General features: G+C 65.6%; 13 protein-coding genes. 5 read left to right on the top strand and 8 right to left on the bottom strand.

The genetic code is table 11. The features are described from left to right. Window positions 1–210 precede the first annotated feature (210 nt). From QA635_RS40815 to QA635_RS40800, 4 genes are all read right to left on the bottom strand, one after another. Window positions 211–909 (bottom strand): ABC transporter ATP-binding protein, encoded by a 699-nt coding sequence (locus QA635_RS40815; RefSeq protein WP_283065757.1) that lies wholly within the window; start codon window positions 907–909, stop codon window positions 211–213. Then, window positions 906–2,762 carry a branched-chain amino acid ABC transporter ATP-binding protein/permease gene (locus QA635_RS40810; protein WP_283065756.1) on the bottom strand — a complete coding sequence of 619 codons (1,857 nt, stop codon included), beginning with the start codon at window positions 2,760–2,762 and terminating at the stop codon, window positions 906–908. The genes QA635_RS40815 and QA635_RS40810 overlap by 4 nt, the downstream gene beginning before the upstream one ends. Window positions 2,763–2,777: 15 nt before the next feature. Then, entirely contained in the window at window positions 2,778–3,653 is an 876-nt protein-coding gene (locus QA635_RS40805) for a branched-chain amino acid ABC transporter permease (protein WP_283065754.1), read from the bottom strand. A gap of 114 nt (window positions 3,654–3,767) precedes the next feature. After that, complete coding sequence (locus QA635_RS40800) at window positions 3,768–5,123, bottom strand: substrate-binding protein (RefSeq protein ID WP_283065752.1); 1,356 nt, start codon at window positions 5,121–5,123, stop codon at window positions 3,768–3,770. Window positions 5,124–5,415: 292 nt separating this feature from the next. On the opposite strand from QA635_RS40800, the gene QA635_RS40795 reads away from it, so the two are divergent. Together QA635_RS40795 and QA635_RS40790 are read left to right on the top strand one after the other, a co-directional pair. After that, window positions 5,416–5,856: a hypothetical protein gene (locus QA635_RS40795; protein WP_225647089.1), complete on the top strand. Its 441-nt coding sequence runs from the start codon at window positions 5,416–5,418 to the stop codon at window positions 5,854–5,856. Between the two features lie 143 nt (window positions 5,857–5,999). Further along, a complete protein-coding gene (locus QA635_RS40790; RefSeq protein ID WP_283065749.1) occupies window positions 6,000–6,470 on the top strand; it encodes a MarR family winged helix-turn-helix transcriptional regulator in 471 nt (156 codons plus the stop codon). A gap of 34 nt (window positions 6,471–6,504) precedes the next feature. Here the strand turns inward: QA635_RS40790 and prfA are convergent, their stop codons facing one another. The 3 genes from prfA to QA635_RS40775 form a co-directional block, all read right to left on the bottom strand. Then, a complete protein-coding gene (prfA, locus tag QA635_RS40785) occupies window positions 6,505–7,584 on the bottom strand; it encodes a peptide chain release factor 1 (RefSeq protein ID WP_283065747.1) in 1,080 nt (359 codons plus the stop codon). A 57-nt stretch (window positions 7,585–7,641) separates the two neighbouring features. Then, window positions 7,642–9,909, bottom strand: coding sequence for a phosphoenolpyruvate--protein phosphotransferase (gene ptsP, locus QA635_RS40780; protein ID WP_283065745.1), 2,268 nt, complete (start codon window positions 9,907–9,909; stop codon window positions 7,642–7,644). 495 nt (window positions 9,910–10,404) lie between these two features. Then, window positions 10,405–11,661 carry an aspartate kinase gene (locus QA635_RS40775; RefSeq protein WP_038387056.1) on the bottom strand — a complete coding sequence of 419 codons (1,257 nt, stop codon included), beginning with the start codon at window positions 11,659–11,661 and terminating at the stop codon, window positions 10,405–10,407. Between the two features lie 209 nt (window positions 11,662–11,870). On the opposite strand from QA635_RS40775, the gene QA635_RS40770 reads away from it, so the two are divergent. From QA635_RS40770 to QA635_RS40760, 3 genes are all read left to right on the top strand, one after another. After that, a complete protein-coding gene (locus QA635_RS40770; protein ID WP_057015559.1) occupies window positions 11,871–12,338 on the top strand; it encodes a PH domain-containing protein in 468 nt (155 codons plus the stop codon). A 14-nt stretch (window positions 12,339–12,352) separates the two neighbouring features. Further along, on the top strand, window positions 12,353–13,135 hold the full coding sequence (ubiG, locus tag QA635_RS40765) for a bifunctional 2-polyprenyl-6-hydroxyphenol methylase/3-demethylubiquinol 3-O-methyltransferase UbiG (protein ID WP_283065742.1): 783 nt from the start codon (window positions 12,353–12,355) through the stop codon (window positions 13,133–13,135). Window positions 13,136–13,391: 256 nt separating this feature from the next. Continuing rightward, window positions 13,392–14,291: a DMT family transporter gene (locus QA635_RS40760; protein WP_283065741.1), complete on the top strand. Its 900-nt coding sequence runs from the start codon at window positions 13,392–13,394 to the stop codon at window positions 14,289–14,291. Here the strand turns inward: QA635_RS40760 and QA635_RS40755 are convergent, their stop codons facing one another. Continuing rightward, window positions 14,292–14,732: an EamA family transporter gene (locus QA635_RS40755; RefSeq protein WP_283065740.1), complete on the bottom strand. Its 441-nt coding sequence runs from the start codon at window positions 14,730–14,732 to the stop codon at window positions 14,292–14,294. Between the last annotated feature and the right edge of the window lie 38 nt (window positions 14,733–14,770).

The raw sequence follows: 14,770 nt of genomic DNA, 5'->3' as shown, positions 1-14,770 counted from the left end.
TAATCCCTATCCCGAGAGGCCATGCGCAATATCGAGTTCGTCATTGCGAGGAACTCGCGACAAAATTTGCAAAGCAATTTTGCGCTGTAGCGACGAAGCAATCCATCCATCCGCGCATGCGGACCGATGGATTGCTTCGCGGAGCCTGTCATCGGGCGCGCGTTCGCGCGACCCGTTGGCTCGCAATGACGGCGGAGAAAGTGACGCGCCCTAAACCCCGAGATAGCGCTGCAGGACCTCGGGCTGCGCCTTGATCTCCTGCGCCGGCCCTTCATGGACGATGTGCCCGTTGTTGATGATGTAGATGCGCTGCGCCAGCGCCAGCGTCGCGGCGAGGTTCTGCTCAACCAGCACGATGGTCTGTCCGGCCTCGGCCAGATCGCGGCACGCCTTCATCAGGTCGCGCACGATCACCGGTGCCAGTCCCTCGAACGGCTCGTCGAGCAGGATGATCTTGGGATCGCGCACCAGGGCGCGCGCGATCGCCAGCATCTGCTGCTCGCCGCCCGACAGGTCGGTGCCGCGGTTGCTCCGCCGCTCGCGGAGCCGCGGGAACATCTCGTAGATGCGCTCGAGCGGCCAGCGCTGCGAGGCGGTCAGGCCGGCGATCACGAGGTTCTCCTCGACGCTCAGGCTGCCGAAGATACGGCGCTCCTCATGGACCAGCTGCATGCCGGCCTGCGCGATCTTGTGGCTCTTCCTGCCCGAGATCTCGACGCCGTCGAACATCACCGAGCCGCGGCGCGGGGTGACGACGCCCATCAGGCTCTTCAGCGTCGTGCTCTTGCCGGCGCCGTTACGCCCGAGCAGCGCCACCACCTCGTTGCGCTCGACGCGCATCGAGACGTCGAACAGGATGTGAGAATCCCCGTAGTAGCTGTTCAGTCCGTTGACCTCGAGCAAGCTCATGCGGCGAGCACTCCATGCACGCCGCCAAGATAGGCCTCCTGGACGGTCGAATTGGTCTTGATCTCTTCCGGCGTTCCCTCGACCAGCACGCGGCCCTCCTGCAGCACGGTGACGCGCTCGGCGAGCTCGAACAGCGCATCCATGTCATGATCGATGATGATCATGGTGCGGCCCTGACTGATCGACTTCAATAGCTTGACGGTCTCGACGCGCTCGCGCGGGCTCATGCCGGCCAGCGGCTCGTCGAGCAGCAACAGGCTCGGCGACGTCGCCAGCGCCAGCCCGATCTCCAGCCGCCGCTTCTCGCCATAGGCAAGCTCGGACACCGGCGTGTCCGGCCTCGAGGTCAGATTGACCAGCTCGAGCGTCTGCTGCACGCGCTCGGACAGGCCGGGGATGCTGTCGATGCTGCGGAACAGGTCGAGCTTGAACTTGCCGCGCAGCGCCGACAGCGCCGCGATCACCAAATTCTCGCGCACCGTCAACCCGGCGAACAGCTGGTTGACCTGGTAGCTCTTGGTCAGGCCGAGCTGACAGACGTCGGTGACGTTCATGCCGGTGATGTCGCGGCCCTCGAACAGGATAGTGCCCGAAGTCGGATGCACCTCGCAGGTCAGCATCTTGAAGAAGGTCGACTTGCCGGCGCCGTTCGGGCCGATGATGCCGCGCAGCTCACCGTGATTGACGGTGAAGTCGATGTCGCTGTTGGCGAGCAGGCCGCCATAGCGCTTGGTCAGGCCGCGGGCCTGGAGGATCGGGCCGGACGGATTGCCGCCGGCGCGAGCCGCCACCGGCTTCGGTGCGACGGGCGCTGCAGCGTGCCGCTCGCTGGCCACGACGACGACCTCGGGTGCACTCTCCTCCGGCTCCTTGGCGCCGCGCTGTCCGGTCAGGAGACGGTACAGATCGGCGAGGCCGCCGATGATGCCGCGGCGCAGGAAGCACACCAGCAGCACGAACACGATGCCGAGCACCAGCTTCCAGGCCGCGCCGAGCCCGAGCGCCGCCTGCAGGAAGTCCTGCAGCGACAGCCACACCGCGGCGCCGACCAGCGGCCCGAACAGCGTGCCGCGGCCGCCGATCGCGGTCTGCATCACGAGCTGCCCCGAGGTGTCGAAGGTGAACGCGTCGGGCGGCATGAAGGCCTGCAGCACGCCGAGCAGCCCGCCGGCAAAGCCGGCATAGGCGGCGGCGATCACGAAGGCGGTCAGCTTGTAGCCGTGGATGTTGTGGCCGACCGCGGTCGCGCGCAGCGGATTGTCGCGGATCGCGCTGAACACGGCGCCGACCGGCGAGCGCACGATGCGCAGCGCGATCACGACGCCGATGAAGTAGCACAGCGCCAGGAACTGATAGAGCGACCAGCCGGTGGTGAAGTGCAGTGTGGTGAAGCCGAGATTGAAGCTCGGGGTCGGCACGCCCGGCAGCCCGTTCTCGCCGCCGGTGAAGTCCGACAGCGGATTGAACTCGACAAAGAAGAACACCTCGGCGATCGCCACCGTGATCATCGCGAAATAGATGCCGGTGCGGCGCAGCGCGATCAGGCCGATCAGATAGCCGGTGGCGGCGGCCGCGATCATGCCGATGACGAGCGCGAGCACGACGTACGGGAAGCCGGCGCGCGTCAGCAGATAGGCGGCGACGAAGCCGCCGGTGCCGTAGAAGGCCGACTGGCCGAACGACAGCAGGCCGGTGAAGCCGAACAGGATGTCGAAGCCGAGGCCGAACAGACCCCAGACCAGGATCCGGTTCACCGTGTTGGGCGCGAAGCCGAGCCACGGCAGCACGAAGGGCGCGACGATCAGTCCGGCGGCGGTCAGGAATTCGATCAGGTATGGGCGCTGTTTAAGCATCTAAATTGTCCGTCGTCATTCGCGGCCCTGCGTGCCGAGCAGGCCATGCGGTCTGAGCACCAGCACGAGCGTCATCGCCGCGAACAGCATGACGTAGGCGTAACCGGGGTTGAACATCGAGGTGATGCTGATGATCTCGCCGGCGATCAGCCCGCCGAGGATGGCGCCGGGAAACGAACCGACGCCGCCGATCACCACCACCACGAAGGTCTCGACCAGGATGTCGTCGCCGACACCCGGCGTCAGCGACACCACCGGCGCGTTGATGATGCCGGCGAAGCCTGCGGCCATCGCGCCGATGCCGAACACGATCATGAAGACGCGGTAGACGTTGATGCCGAGCGAATCGACCATCACCGAATCCTCGATGCCGGCGCGCACGATCATGCCGAGCCGCGTGCGGTACAGGATCAGGAACAGCGCGCCGAGCGCGACCGCGACGATGCCGACCACCGCAAGCCGATAGGTCGGGTAGAACAGGAAGCCGAGCGAGGTGATGCCCTGCAGCATCGCCGGCGGCGGCACCACCTGCGACTGGCTGGTGAAGATCAGCCGCACGATCTCGACGAAGCAGATGCCGAGGCCGAACGTGACCAGCAGCTGGTCCTCATGCGGGCGATGGTAGAAATGGCGGATGATGATCCGCTCCATCGCCACGCCGAGCGCCATCACGAACAGCGAGCCCGCGATCACGGCGAGGATGAACGAGCCGGTGTAGGAATAGGCCACATATCCGGCGTAGCCGCCGATCATGAACATGGCGCCGTGGGCGAGGTTGAGCACTCCGAGCGTGCCGTAGATGATCGTCAATCCGGAGCTGATCAGCGCCAGCAGCGCGCCGAGCGCCAGTCCGTTGAAAAGTTGCGAGACGAAATTTGGCCAGTTGATCATGGCGCGCGTTCACTCAGCCGTATACCTGGCCCGGTCGATGGAGGATGCGTTCCGAGAAAAGCGGCGCCGCGGGCCGGGTCGCCCCGCCCACGGCGCCGAGTCTTCCCACGTTAATCAGGTGTAGTCGCCGAGATGGCAGCCGAACGCATCCGGCTTTTGCATCAGACCGTCGCCGGGGACGATCTCGACCACCTCGTAATAGTCCTCCTTGTTCTTCATCTCCTTTTCCATCTTGCCGCGGACGATGACGACGGGGCGGACGCACTGGTGATCCTCGGGGCGATAGTGGACGTCGCCGACCAGCGAAGGCAGCGTCTCGCCCTTCTCATAGGCCTTGATGACGTCGGGCGGATAGAAGCTGCCGGCTTCCTCGACCATGCGGGCCCAGTGCGCGAAGCTGACATAGGCGTTCTCGGCGCCCCATTCCGGCTTGTAGCCGTACTTCTTCTCGAAGGCCTCGTTGAACATCTTGGCCAGCGGATATTTGTCCTCGATGGTCCACCAATAGTCGGTCGCGGCGTAGACGCCCTGCATCAGGCCGCCGGTTTCGCGGGCGATGAACGGCACCTGGTAGGGCACCACGAGCTTCATCTTGTCGAGCACGCCGAACTGCTTGGCCTGCTGCGTCGACAGCACGGCATCGTGACCCCAGTTGACGTTGATCAGCACGTCGGCGCCGGAATTCGCGACGTTGAGCAGATAGGACGAATAGTCCGGCGCGCCGAGCGGCGAGACCTGGTTGGTGACGGTGGTCCAGCCCGCCTGGGCGAGGTAGTCCTGCATCGACTTGGTGACGGTGTGGCCGTAGGTGTAGTCCGGCGTCAGGTAGGCGGCCTTCTTGTTCTTGCCGAACTGCTTGATCAGCACCGGCGCGATCGCCGCCGCGGCGGTCTGGCCGAAGAAGTTCTGGCGGAAGCCGTAGCGCACGCAATCCTTGCCGGTGGTGTCGTTGGAGCCGGAAATGCCGCAGACGAAGATCACCTTCTCGCGCTGCGCCAGCTTGTTCAGCGCCACCGCGACCGCGCTCGACGTGCCGCCGGTGATCATCACCGCCTTGTTCTCGGAGATGAAGCGCTGCTGCGCCTGCACGGCCTCGTTCGGCTTCGCCGCGGAATCCGCGACGCCGAACTTCAGCTCCTTGCCGAGCACGCCCTTGCTGGTCTTCGGCGAGATCTTCTTGATCAGTTCGTGGCCGCTGTTGATGTGCTCGATCGCGAGCTGGTAGCCCTTGAGCTCATCCTCGCCCTGCACCGCATAGGTGCCGGTGCGCGGCACCGAGATGCCGATGAACGCCGAAGAGCCGGACGTGCCCGCGGGATAGGTTCCGATCGCCGGATGGTCCTCGGCGAGTGCCCGCGACGCGATCGAGGCCGGCAGCACGGTGCCGCCGATCAGGCCCGCGCCGGCTTGCAGCAAAGTGCGGCGCGAAACGTTCGGGGCGCTGCCCGGCCGAAAATCCTTGGTGCTCATCGCTCAGTATCCTCCAATTATATTGATTGTTGGCGCGCATGCTCACTCGTCGCCTGATCGGATCGATCGGCGGCACGATGCGCCGGCTGCAATCGAGCAGCCTGTCACAGCTACAATTCCCCACCGGCATATTTAGTCAATGTCACCTTTCGTCGAATCATATCGGCCTACGATAGAATTAATATCGCTCTACGATGTATCGAGGGTTTACCGACCGGGTGCGGGTCCTGTAAGTGAGGGAGCGATGATCCATGAGCCTTCAAGTCGCACCGGAAATGCCGGAGAGCACGCCGTGACCGAGCACGGTGGCGCCGAGCAATCGGGCAGCCTGAGCATCCGCGCGATCAACGTCCTGAAGGAGCTGGCGGTCGAGCTGCTCGACGAAGTGCCGCCGAAGGTGGGCTGGACGCCGCCGGACGATCTGCTGCGCCTGCTCACCGCGCGCCATCTCGCGACGGCGCGAAATTGCGGACGGCAAACCATGCGCGAGATCATCGCTTGGGCCGAGACGCGCGGAATAACGATCCCGTCTCCACATCACACCGGCAAGTCGTTGTCGGAGGTCTGGGGCGATCTGGTCGCGCGCGCCTCGGCCGGGCATCTCACCAAGAGCGAGATCACCGAGGCGCTGGAGAAATCCATTCGCCGCAGGAGCCCGCGGATCCCGGTCGCCTTCCAGATCGTGCTGCTGAAGATATTGAGCTCGACCTACGATCACTGGCCGCAGCCCTGAGCTTGCCCGGCGCCGCCGCTCGACCGTCAAACCGTTGAAAACATGAGTGGGGGCGGCCGGTAGTATGGTGCGTCCGGCGCGGGCTTGATAGCGTTGCATGGCGTCTGCCGTCCGGCGGAGCGAGCCAGCAGCAGGACGACTGAATGCCGCAACCAAAGCAACGACGAGCACCAGCCGGAGCAACCAAACGCAAGGCGGCGGCCGCGACGGTGGACTACCGGGCGCTGGCGCAGTTTCGCTACGAGCTGCGCCGGTTTCTTGCATTCAGCGAGGAGGGCGCCCGGAAGGCCGGAATGACGCCGCGACAGCACCAGGCGCTGCTCGGCATCAAGGGTTTCGTCGACCCCGGTCCGCCGACCGTCGGTGACATCGCGCGGTTCCTGCTGATACGGCATCACTCCGCCGTCGAACTGATGAACCGCATGGCAAAGCTCGGACTGGTCAGCCGCCTTGCCGATCCCGACGACGCGAGGCGGGTTCAGCTCAAGCTGACGGCAAAGGGAGAACAGAAGCTCCAGGCGGTTTCGAAGAAGAACATCGAGGAGCTGCGCCGCGTCGCGAGCCCGGCGTTGCGGCGCCTGCTGAAGTCCTCGCCGTCTTCCGGAGAGGACTGAGCGCAGCATTCGCCGGCGCAAGCGGCGGCGCGCGTCAGGCCGCGGCGCCCTGCGCGGCGAGCTGTGCCGCCTGGTGCTCGGTGGTCAGCGCGTCGATCAATTCGCCGAGCGCTTCGCCCGCGATCACCTGCGGCAGCTTGTAGAGCGTCAGGTTGATGCGGTGGTCGGTGACTCGCCCTTGCGGGAAATTGTAGGTGCGGATGCGCTCGGAGCGATCGCCGGAGCCGACCTTCTCCTTGCGGTCGGCGGAGCGCGCCGCATCGACGCGCTGGCGCTCGGCATCGTAGATGCGCGAGCGCAGGATGTTCATCGCCGACGCCCGGTTCTTGTGCTGCGAGCGACTGTCCTGCATCATCACGACGATGCCGGTCGGCAGATGGGTGATGCGGATCGCCGATTCGGTCTTGTTGACGTGCTGACCGCCGGCGCCGCCCGCGCGCATGGTCTCGATCCTCAAGTCGGTGTCCTTGATATCGACGTCGACGTCCTCGACCTCCGGCAGCACGGCGACCGTGGCGGCCGAGGTGTGGATGCGGCCCTGCGTCTCGGTGTCGGGCACGCGCTGCACGCGGTGCACGCCGGATTCGAATTTCAGCTTGGCGAACGCGCCGCAGCCCTGCACCTCGGCGATGATTTCCTTGTAGCCGCCGACGGTGCCTTCGCTCGCCGAGATCACCTCGACCTTCCAGCCCTGCAAGGACGCGAAGCGCTCATACATCCGGAACAGGTCGCCGGCGAACAGCGAGGCCTCGTCGCCGCCGGTGCCGGCGCGGATTTCCAGCATCACGTTGCGGTCGTCCATCGCGTCTTTCGGCAACAGCGCGATCCGGATCTCCTGCTCGAGCTCGCCGAGCCGCGCCTGCAGCGTTTCCAGCTCGGCTTCCGCCATGCTGCGCATTTCGGCGTCGGTCCCGGCATCCGCCAGCATCGCCTCGGTGTCGGCAAGTTCGCTACGCGCGGAACGGTAGAGCTTCACCGCATCGATCAGCGGGTTGAGCTCGGCGAGCTCGCGCGTGATCTGCACATAGCGCTCGGACTTGACCTCGCCGAGCAGCTCGGCCTCGAGCGAGGCATGATGGGCGAGCAGGACGTCGAGTTTGGCTTCGGGTAGCATGGCGGTATCTCGAATTGCGGAAGGTCCGGAAGGGCGGCAGCGGCGACGGCAGCGTCGCTACAAGGCCAGCCCCTCGGTTTCCGCAAACTTCGTCAGCGCCGCGCGGATCGAGACGCTGCCGACCGGCGCGTCCAGCAGCGGATTGATCATCGCCTCGGCCTTCTTGGCATCGAGGTCGAGGATCAGCGCCTTGACCGGGCCGTGCGCGGTTGCCGACAATGAAAGCGAACGGTAGCCGATTGCGATCAGCGCCAGCGCGCCGATCGGCTTCGACGCCATCTCGCCGCACAGCGAGGCGGCCTTCTTCGCCGTCTTGGCCTTGCGCACGATGTCGCGCAGCGCGCGCAGGATCGGCGCCGACAAAATGTCGAAGCGTTCGGAGACCTTGGCATTGCCGCGGTCGACCGCAAACAGGAACTGGAACAGGTCGTTGGAGCCGACCGAGACGAAGTCGACCTTCTTCAGGAGCTCGTCGAGCTGGTAGAGCAGCGCCGGCACCTCGACCATGGTGCCGATATCGATCCGCTCGGGCAGCGAATGGCCGTGCTGGCGCAGATAGGTCAACTCGCGCTCGACGATCGCCTTGGCCTGATCGAACTCGGCGATGTCGGAGATCATCGGGAACATGATCTTCAGCGCGCGGCCGCCGCCGGCACGCAGCAGCGCGCGGATCTGGCCGCGTAGCAGGCCGGGACGGTCGAGGCCGAGCCGGATGGCGCGCCAGCCGAGCGCGGGATTTTCCTCGATCACGGTCTCCATATAGGGCAGCGCCTTGTCGCCGCCGATGTCGAGCGTGCGGAAGGTGACGGGCTTGCTGCCCGCGGCGTCGAGCACGGTGCGGTACAGCGCGAGCTGGTCGCTCGAGCGCGGCAGGTTCGGGCTCACCATGAACTGTAATTCGGTGCGGAACAGGCCGATGCCGGCGCTGCCGGTGTCGTCGATATGCGGCAGGTCGATGGTCAGGCCGGCATTGATCAGAAGCTCGATCGGCTGGCCGTCCTTGGTCACGCAGGCCTTGTCGCGCAGCGCCGAATATTGCGCCTGCCGGCGCGCCCGGAACCGGACGCGCTCGGCGTAGGCGGATTCGATCTCGGTCGAGGGGCGGACATAGATCTCGCCGGAAATGCCGTCGACGATGATGGCGTCGCCCGGATCGGCGATGCCGGGCGCGTTCGGCACCTCGCCGACCGCGGGAATGCCGAGCGCGCGCGCCACGATCGAGACGTGGGAATTCGCGGTGCCTTCCTCCAGCACCAGGCCGCGCAGCCGCTTGCGGTCATAGTCGAGCAATGCCGCGGGACCCATCGCGCGGGCGATCAGGATGGCGTTGTCGGGCAGCTGCTCGCGCGAGGGCGCATGGTCCTGGCCGACCAGCTGCCGCATCAGGCGATGGCCGAGATCCTCGAGGTCGTGCAGGCGGTCGCGCAGATAGGGATCGGTCGAGCGCAGCATGCGCGCGCGGGTGTCGGACTGCACGCGTTCGACGGCGGCTTCCGCGGTGAGGCCGGTGGCGACCGCCTCATGCAGCTTGTGCGACCAGCCCTGGTCGTTGGCGAACATGCGGTAGGCTTCTAGCACCTCGCGGTGCTCGCCGCCGTCGGCGACGTCGCCGCGCTCCAGCATGCGGTCGAGATCGGCGCGCAAATTGGCGAGCGCAGTGTCGAGCCGCTTGATCTCCTTCGGCAGATCCTCGGCGATGTAGTTGGTGATGACGACGCGCGGCTCGTGCAGCACGACGTGGCCGAGCGCGATGCCGTCGGAGAGCACCGCGCCGGTCTTGTGCAGCGAGTGCCGCGCGGCGGGCTCGGCGCCGGGCTGCGCCAGCGCGGCAAGCTCGCCGGAGGCGATCATCTCCGCCAGCACCATGGCGGTGGTCTGCAGCGCCTCGACTTCTTCCTCGACATAGGTGCGCTTGGCGCGGTTCTGCACCACGAGCACGCCGAGCGTGTTGCCGGCGCGCAGGATCGGCACGCCGAGGAACGAGTGGTAGGCCTCTTCGCCGGTCTCCGGGCGGTAGGCGAAGGCGGGATGGCTTTGCGCGTCGGACAGATTGAGCGGCGTCGCCTCGCTGGCGACGAGGCCGACCAGGCCTTCATGCGCGCTCATCACGGTGCGGTGGACGGCGTCGCGGTTCAGACCTTCGGTGGCGTAGAGTTCGAGGGTGTTGTCGATGCGCAGCACGTAGCAGGAGCAGACCTCGGCCACCATGTTGGCCGCGATCAGCACCACGATCTTGTCGAGCCGCTCCTGGGCGGAGACTTGCTCCGCCATGGTCTCGCGGAGCCGTCTCAACAGGATGCGGGGGCCTCCCGACGCGCTCCGCATGTGTTTCAGTCCCTCCCCGCGAAGCCAGCGCACCGGTGCGGCCGGCCGCTGGCGCAAAACTCGTCAAAAACAACAATTTTAGTCATTCGGCGTCGCCGCTCGCCAGTTCCCGCCGATTCGCGATCACCGAAACTGTGCCACAGTTTGCGACAGCCTACCTGACTGGCCGTATAGCCAATCGAGGCTTGCTTTGCCAAGCAAAACGCCTGCCAGTAGCAAATAACGTCTGCGTCAGCCTAATGCTGCGCCCGCTAAGAGAAATTCTAACTCCGGGGCGCGGCTGGGGGACCCTCTTCCCTTCTCCCCCTTGTGGGAGAAGGTGTCCGTAGGCGCCCACAGGCCGCCGTCCCTGGAAGACGCCGATGCTGCGCATCGCCTATGCGAAGTCCGCGACGGATGAGGGGTCTCCATCCGCGGAGACAGACCCCTCACCCGGTTTCAATGCTCCCGCATCGAACCCACCCTCTCCCACAAGGGGAGAGGGCTCCCAAAGACCTACGCCTGGTCGAGGCCGTACAGCGTGTGCAGCGTGCGGACCGCGAGCTCGGTATAGGCGGCGTCGATCAGGACCGAGAACTTGATCTCGGAGGTGGTGATGGCGCGGATGTTGATGTTGCGGTCGGCCAGCGCCTTGAACCCCTTGGCCGCGACGCCGGCATGGCTGCGCATGCCGCTGCCGATCACCGAGACCTTGGCGACGTCGGTCGCGGTGTCGAGGCGGGCGTAGCCGATCTTGGCCTTGGCGGCGGTAATCGTGTCCTTGGCGCGGTTATAGTCGCCGGCCGGAACGGTGAAGGTGAGGTCGGTGGTCTTGCCGTCCTCGGACACGTTCTGCACGATCATGTCGACATTGATATTGGCATCCGCGAGCGGCCCGAAGATCGCGGCGGCGACGCCGGGCTTGTCCTCGATCTGGCGCACGGAAATCTGGGCTTCGTCCTTGGAGAAGGCGATGCCGGTGACGACGTGCATTTCCATGATTTCCTCCTCGCTGCAGATCAGCGTGCCCGGCGGCTGGTTGGCGTGCGGGTCGATATCCTCTGGCTTGTCGAAGCTGGAGCGCACGAAGATCGGCATGTTGTGCACCATGCCGAGTTCCACCGAGCGAACCTGCAGCACCTTGGCGCCCTGCGAGGCCAGTTCCAGCATGTCCTCGAAGGCGATCTTGTCGAGCCGGCGCGCCTTCGGCACCACGCGCGGATCGGTGGTGTAGACGCCGTCGACGTCGGTGTAGATGTCGCAGCGGTCGGCGCGCAGCGCGGCGGCGATCGCCACCGCCGAGGTGTCCGAGCCGCCGCGGCCGAGCGTGGTGATGCGGCCGGTATCGGGATTGATGCCCTGGAAGCCGGCGATCACGGCGACTTCCTTGCGCTCCTTGAAGCGGGTGATGATCTCGGTGCCGTCGATATCGAGGATGCGCGCCGAGGCATGCGCCTCCGAGGTCTTGATCGGGATCTGCCAGCCCTGCCAGGAGCGCGCCTGGATGCCGATGCCCTGCAGAACGATCGCGAGCAGGCCCGAAGTGACCTGTTCGCCGGAGGCGACCACCGCGTCATATTCGCGCGCGTCGTGCATCGGCGAGGCATCGGTGCACCAGGCCACCAGCTCATTGGTCTTGCCGGACATCGCTGAGACGACGACGGCGACCTCGTGGCCCGCGTCGACCTCGCGCTTCACATGCTGCGCGACGTTGCGGATACGATCGATATTGGCGACGGATGTACCGCCGAATTTCATCACGAGGCGGCCCATGACGACGCGTCTATTCCTTTAAGAGGATAAGTAGGTTAACCCACGCCGAAAACCGCAAGCGCGGGGACCGAAACGCGCGTATACATAGCGCCGCGCCCGGGGGCAAGCCGGTAGGTAGGGGGCCCTCGAGTGTCTTTTGGGGGTGTTTTGACCGGTTGCGGGCGGGTTGTGGCGCACGGGTAACACGGGGCAACTCGAAGGCAGATTGGATGGGACGTTATATCGACGAGATCCTGCAGCCTGGCGAGAAGGTGCTGTATTCGACCAATGCGCACTGGATGTTCTATCTGCCGGCGATCGGGGCCTGGATCGTGGTGCTGGCGCTCTTGATCCTGTCGCGGATGACGACGGTCGACGGCCTCGTGATGGCCTGCTTTGCGGCCGCCGCCGTGGTCGCGGTCGCGGCGCTGTACTGGACCGCCGCGGCCTGGTTCCACCGCTGGACCACCGAAACCGACGTCACCAATTTCCGCGTGGTGCACAAGAGCGGCTTCATCAAGCGGCGCACCTTCGAGATGAGCCTCGACAAGGTCGAGAGCGTCGACGTCAACCAGAGCATCATGGGGCGCCTGCTCAATTATGGCGACGTCACCATCCGCGGCGTCGGCGAGGGCATCGAGACCATCAGGACCATCGCCGCGCCGCTGTCGTTCCGCAATTCGATCACCGCGCGATAGGGGCGCGCGCAATCATGGCCACGCAATCAACGCTTTCCGGTTCCTCCGCCAGTTTCTCCGCCAACGCCTCCGCCAGCTCGGTCGATCCGGCCGAGGTCGCGAAATTCTCGAAACTATCCGATGAATGGTGGGATCCGCGCGGCAAGATGGCGCCGCTGCACAAGATCAACCCGCTACGCCTGACCTATATCCGCGATGCCGCCTGCCGCAAGTTCGAGCGCAACGCCAAGAGCCTCAACTGCCTGTCCGGCCTGCGCCTGCTCGACATCGGCTGCGGCGCCGGCCTGTTGTGCGAGCCGTTCACGCGGTTAGGGGCCCAGGTGATCGGGATCGATCCCTCCGCCACCAATATTGCCGCAGCGAAGCTGCACGCCGACAAGGGCCATCTGTCGATCGACTACCGCTGCACCACGGTGGAGGAGATGGACGCCCGCGAGCGCTTCGACATCGTGCTGGCGATGGAGGTGGTCGAGCACGTCAACGACGTCGGCGCCTTCATCAAGCGCTGCGCGGTCATGCTCAAGCCCGGCGGGCTGATGGTGGTCTCGACCCTGAACCGCAACTGGAAGAGTTTTGCGCTGGCGATCGTCGGCGCCGAATACGTGCTGCGCTGGCTGCCGCGCGGCACCCATGAGTGGAGCAAGTTCGTCACTCCCGCCGAGCTCGAGCGCTATCTCGGCGACGTCAACCTCACCGTCACCGAGCAGGCCGGCGTGGTCTACAACCCGCTCGCCGACAAATGGACCGTGTCGACCGACATGGACGTGAACTACATGGTGGTGGCGGAAGAGGTGTGAGTTAGATACCACGGTCTCGGCCACACAACAGGTGTCGTCCCTGCGAAAGCAGAATGCGTAGCCCGGATGGAGCGTAGCGTAATCCGGGACTGCTTCGTCCGCGGATGAGCTGGCCCCGGATTGCGCTTCGCTTCATCCGGGCGACGGAAGTTTGTGGACATCGCGCAGGCCTGTCATGCGCCCACTCGGTTGACCGCGTCAGCGGCAATCGGCACGCTGGGCGTGTACTCCCGCCGGCATGCTTTCCTTATCCCCCATGTTCACGATCGCCTCGCTCTGGATTCCCTTCACCATCGTCGCCGCGTTCGGGCAGGTGGCGCGCAATGCGATGCAGCGGCATCTGACCGGGCCGCTCGGGACCTGGGGCGCGACCAATATCCGTTTCCTGTTCGGCCTGCCGTTCTCGGTGGTGTTCTTCGCGCTGGCGGTGCTGCTGACCGGCGATCGCGTGCCGTGGCCGGCGGCCGCGTTCTGGCCGTGGCTGGTAACCGGCGCGCTCAGCCAGATCGTCGGCACCGGCTTCATGCTGCTGGCGATGAACGACCGCTCGTTCGTCGTCACCACGGCCTACATGAAGACCGAGGCGATCCAGACCGCGATCTTCGGCTTCATCTTCCTCGGCGACCATCTCACCTCGGCCAAGGTGATCGCGATCGTGATCGCGACCATCGGCGTCGTCATCACCGCGCTGCGGCCCGGCGGGCAGAAGAGCTTCGCTGACCTGCGCCCGACCGTGCTCGGCCTCGGTGCCGCCGCGGTGTTCGCGATCTCGGCGGTGAGCTTTCGCGGCGCGATCATCGCGGTGCCCTCAGTCTCATTTGTCACGGCGGCCTCCTACACGCTGATGTGGAGCCTCCTCGTGCAGACGCTGATCCTGTCGGTCTATCTGTTGCTGCGCGCGCCCGACGTGCTGAGGTCGATCCTCAAGCTGTGGCGGCCCTCGATGTTCGCGGGCTTCATGGGCGCGTTCTCATCGCAATTCTGGTTCCTGGCGTTCGCGCTCACCGCCGCCGCCAATGTGCGCACGCTGGCGCTGATCGAGGTGCTGTTCGCGCAGGGCGTGGCCTATTTCTCGCTCAAGCAGCCGTTCTCGCTGCGCGAGGTGTTCGGCATCGTCCTGATCGTGATCGGCGTCGCGCTCTTGGTCGCCGCGTAATTACCCTTTCACCGCGATCAGCACCGCGCCCGCGGAGATCAGCGCGATCCCGAGCCAGCCATAGGCCGAGGGGCGTTCGCCGAGGAAGGTGGCGCCGAACAGCGCCACCAGCACCACGCTGAGCTTGTCGATCGGCGCGACCAGCGTTGCGGGTCCGAGCTTGAGCGCGCGGAAATAGCAGATCCATGACGCGCCGGTGCCGAGTCCGGACAGCAGCAGGAACAGCCAGCTCTTGCCCGAGATCGGCCCGGACTGGGTGAACTGTCCGGTCGCGAACAGGATGGCCGACAGCGTGATCAAGACGATCACGGTGCGGATCAGGGTCGCGAGATCGGAGTTGATGCCCTCGACGCCGACCTTGGCGAAGATCGCGGTCAGCGCGGCGAAGACGGCGGAAAGAAACGCCCAGACCTGCCAGGAGGAGAAGGTTTCGGGGGTCATGCTCGTCCCAGATTGTCATTCCGGGGCGGTGCGCAGCA

The sequence above is a fragment of the Bradyrhizobium brasilense genome (genome assembly GCF_029714345.1).
GTDB lineage: Bacteria > Pseudomonadota > Alphaproteobacteria > Rhizobiales > Xanthobacteraceae > Bradyrhizobium > Bradyrhizobium australafricanum.
The sequence above is the reverse complement of the archived record's forward strand: the minus strand, read 5'-3'. Positions and strand labels throughout refer to the sequence as shown.

Bases quoted from the DNA above. Each gene is read 5' to 3' on its own strand.
- QA635_RS40815 (WP_283065757.1), bottom strand. From the start codon at position 909: ATGAGCTTGCTCGAGGTCAACGGACTGAACAGCTACTACGGGGATTCT.
- QA635_RS40810 (WP_283065756.1), bottom strand. From the start codon at position 2,762: ATGCTTAAACAGCGCCCATACCTGATCGAATTCCTGACCGCCGCCGGA.
- QA635_RS40805 (WP_283065754.1), bottom strand. From the start codon at position 3,653: ATGATCAACTGGCCAAATTTCGTCTCGCAACTTTTCAACGGACTGGCG.
- QA635_RS40800 (WP_283065752.1), bottom strand. From the start codon at position 5,123: ATGAGCACCAAGGATTTTCGGCCGGGCAGCGCCCCGAACGTTTCGCGC.
- QA635_RS40790 (WP_283065749.1), top strand. From the start codon at position 6,000: ATGCCGCAACCAAAGCAACGACGAGCACCAGCCGGAGCAACCAAACGC.
- prfA (WP_283065747.1), bottom strand. From the start codon at position 7,584: ATGCTACCCGAAGCCAAACTCGACGTCCTGCTCGCCCATCATGCCTCG.
- ptsP (WP_283065745.1), bottom strand. From the start codon at position 9,909: ATGCGGAGCGCGTCGGGAGGCCCCCGCATCCTGTTGAGACGGCTCCGC.
- QA635_RS40775 (WP_038387056.1), bottom strand. From the start codon at position 11,661: ATGGGCCGCCTCGTGATGAAATTCGGCGGTACATCCGTCGCCAATATC.
- QA635_RS40770 (WP_057015559.1), top strand. From the start codon at position 11,871: ATGGGACGTTATATCGACGAGATCCTGCAGCCTGGCGAGAAGGTGCTG.
- ubiG (WP_283065742.1), top strand. From the start codon at position 12,353: ATGGCCACGCAATCAACGCTTTCCGGTTCCTCCGCCAGTTTCTCCGCC.
- QA635_RS40760 (WP_283065741.1), top strand. From the start codon at position 13,392: ATGTTCACGATCGCCTCGCTCTGGATTCCCTTCACCATCGTCGCCGCG.
- QA635_RS40755 (WP_283065740.1), bottom strand. From the start codon at position 14,732: ATGACCCCCGAAACCTTCTCCTCCTGGCAGGTCTGGGCGTTTCTTTCC.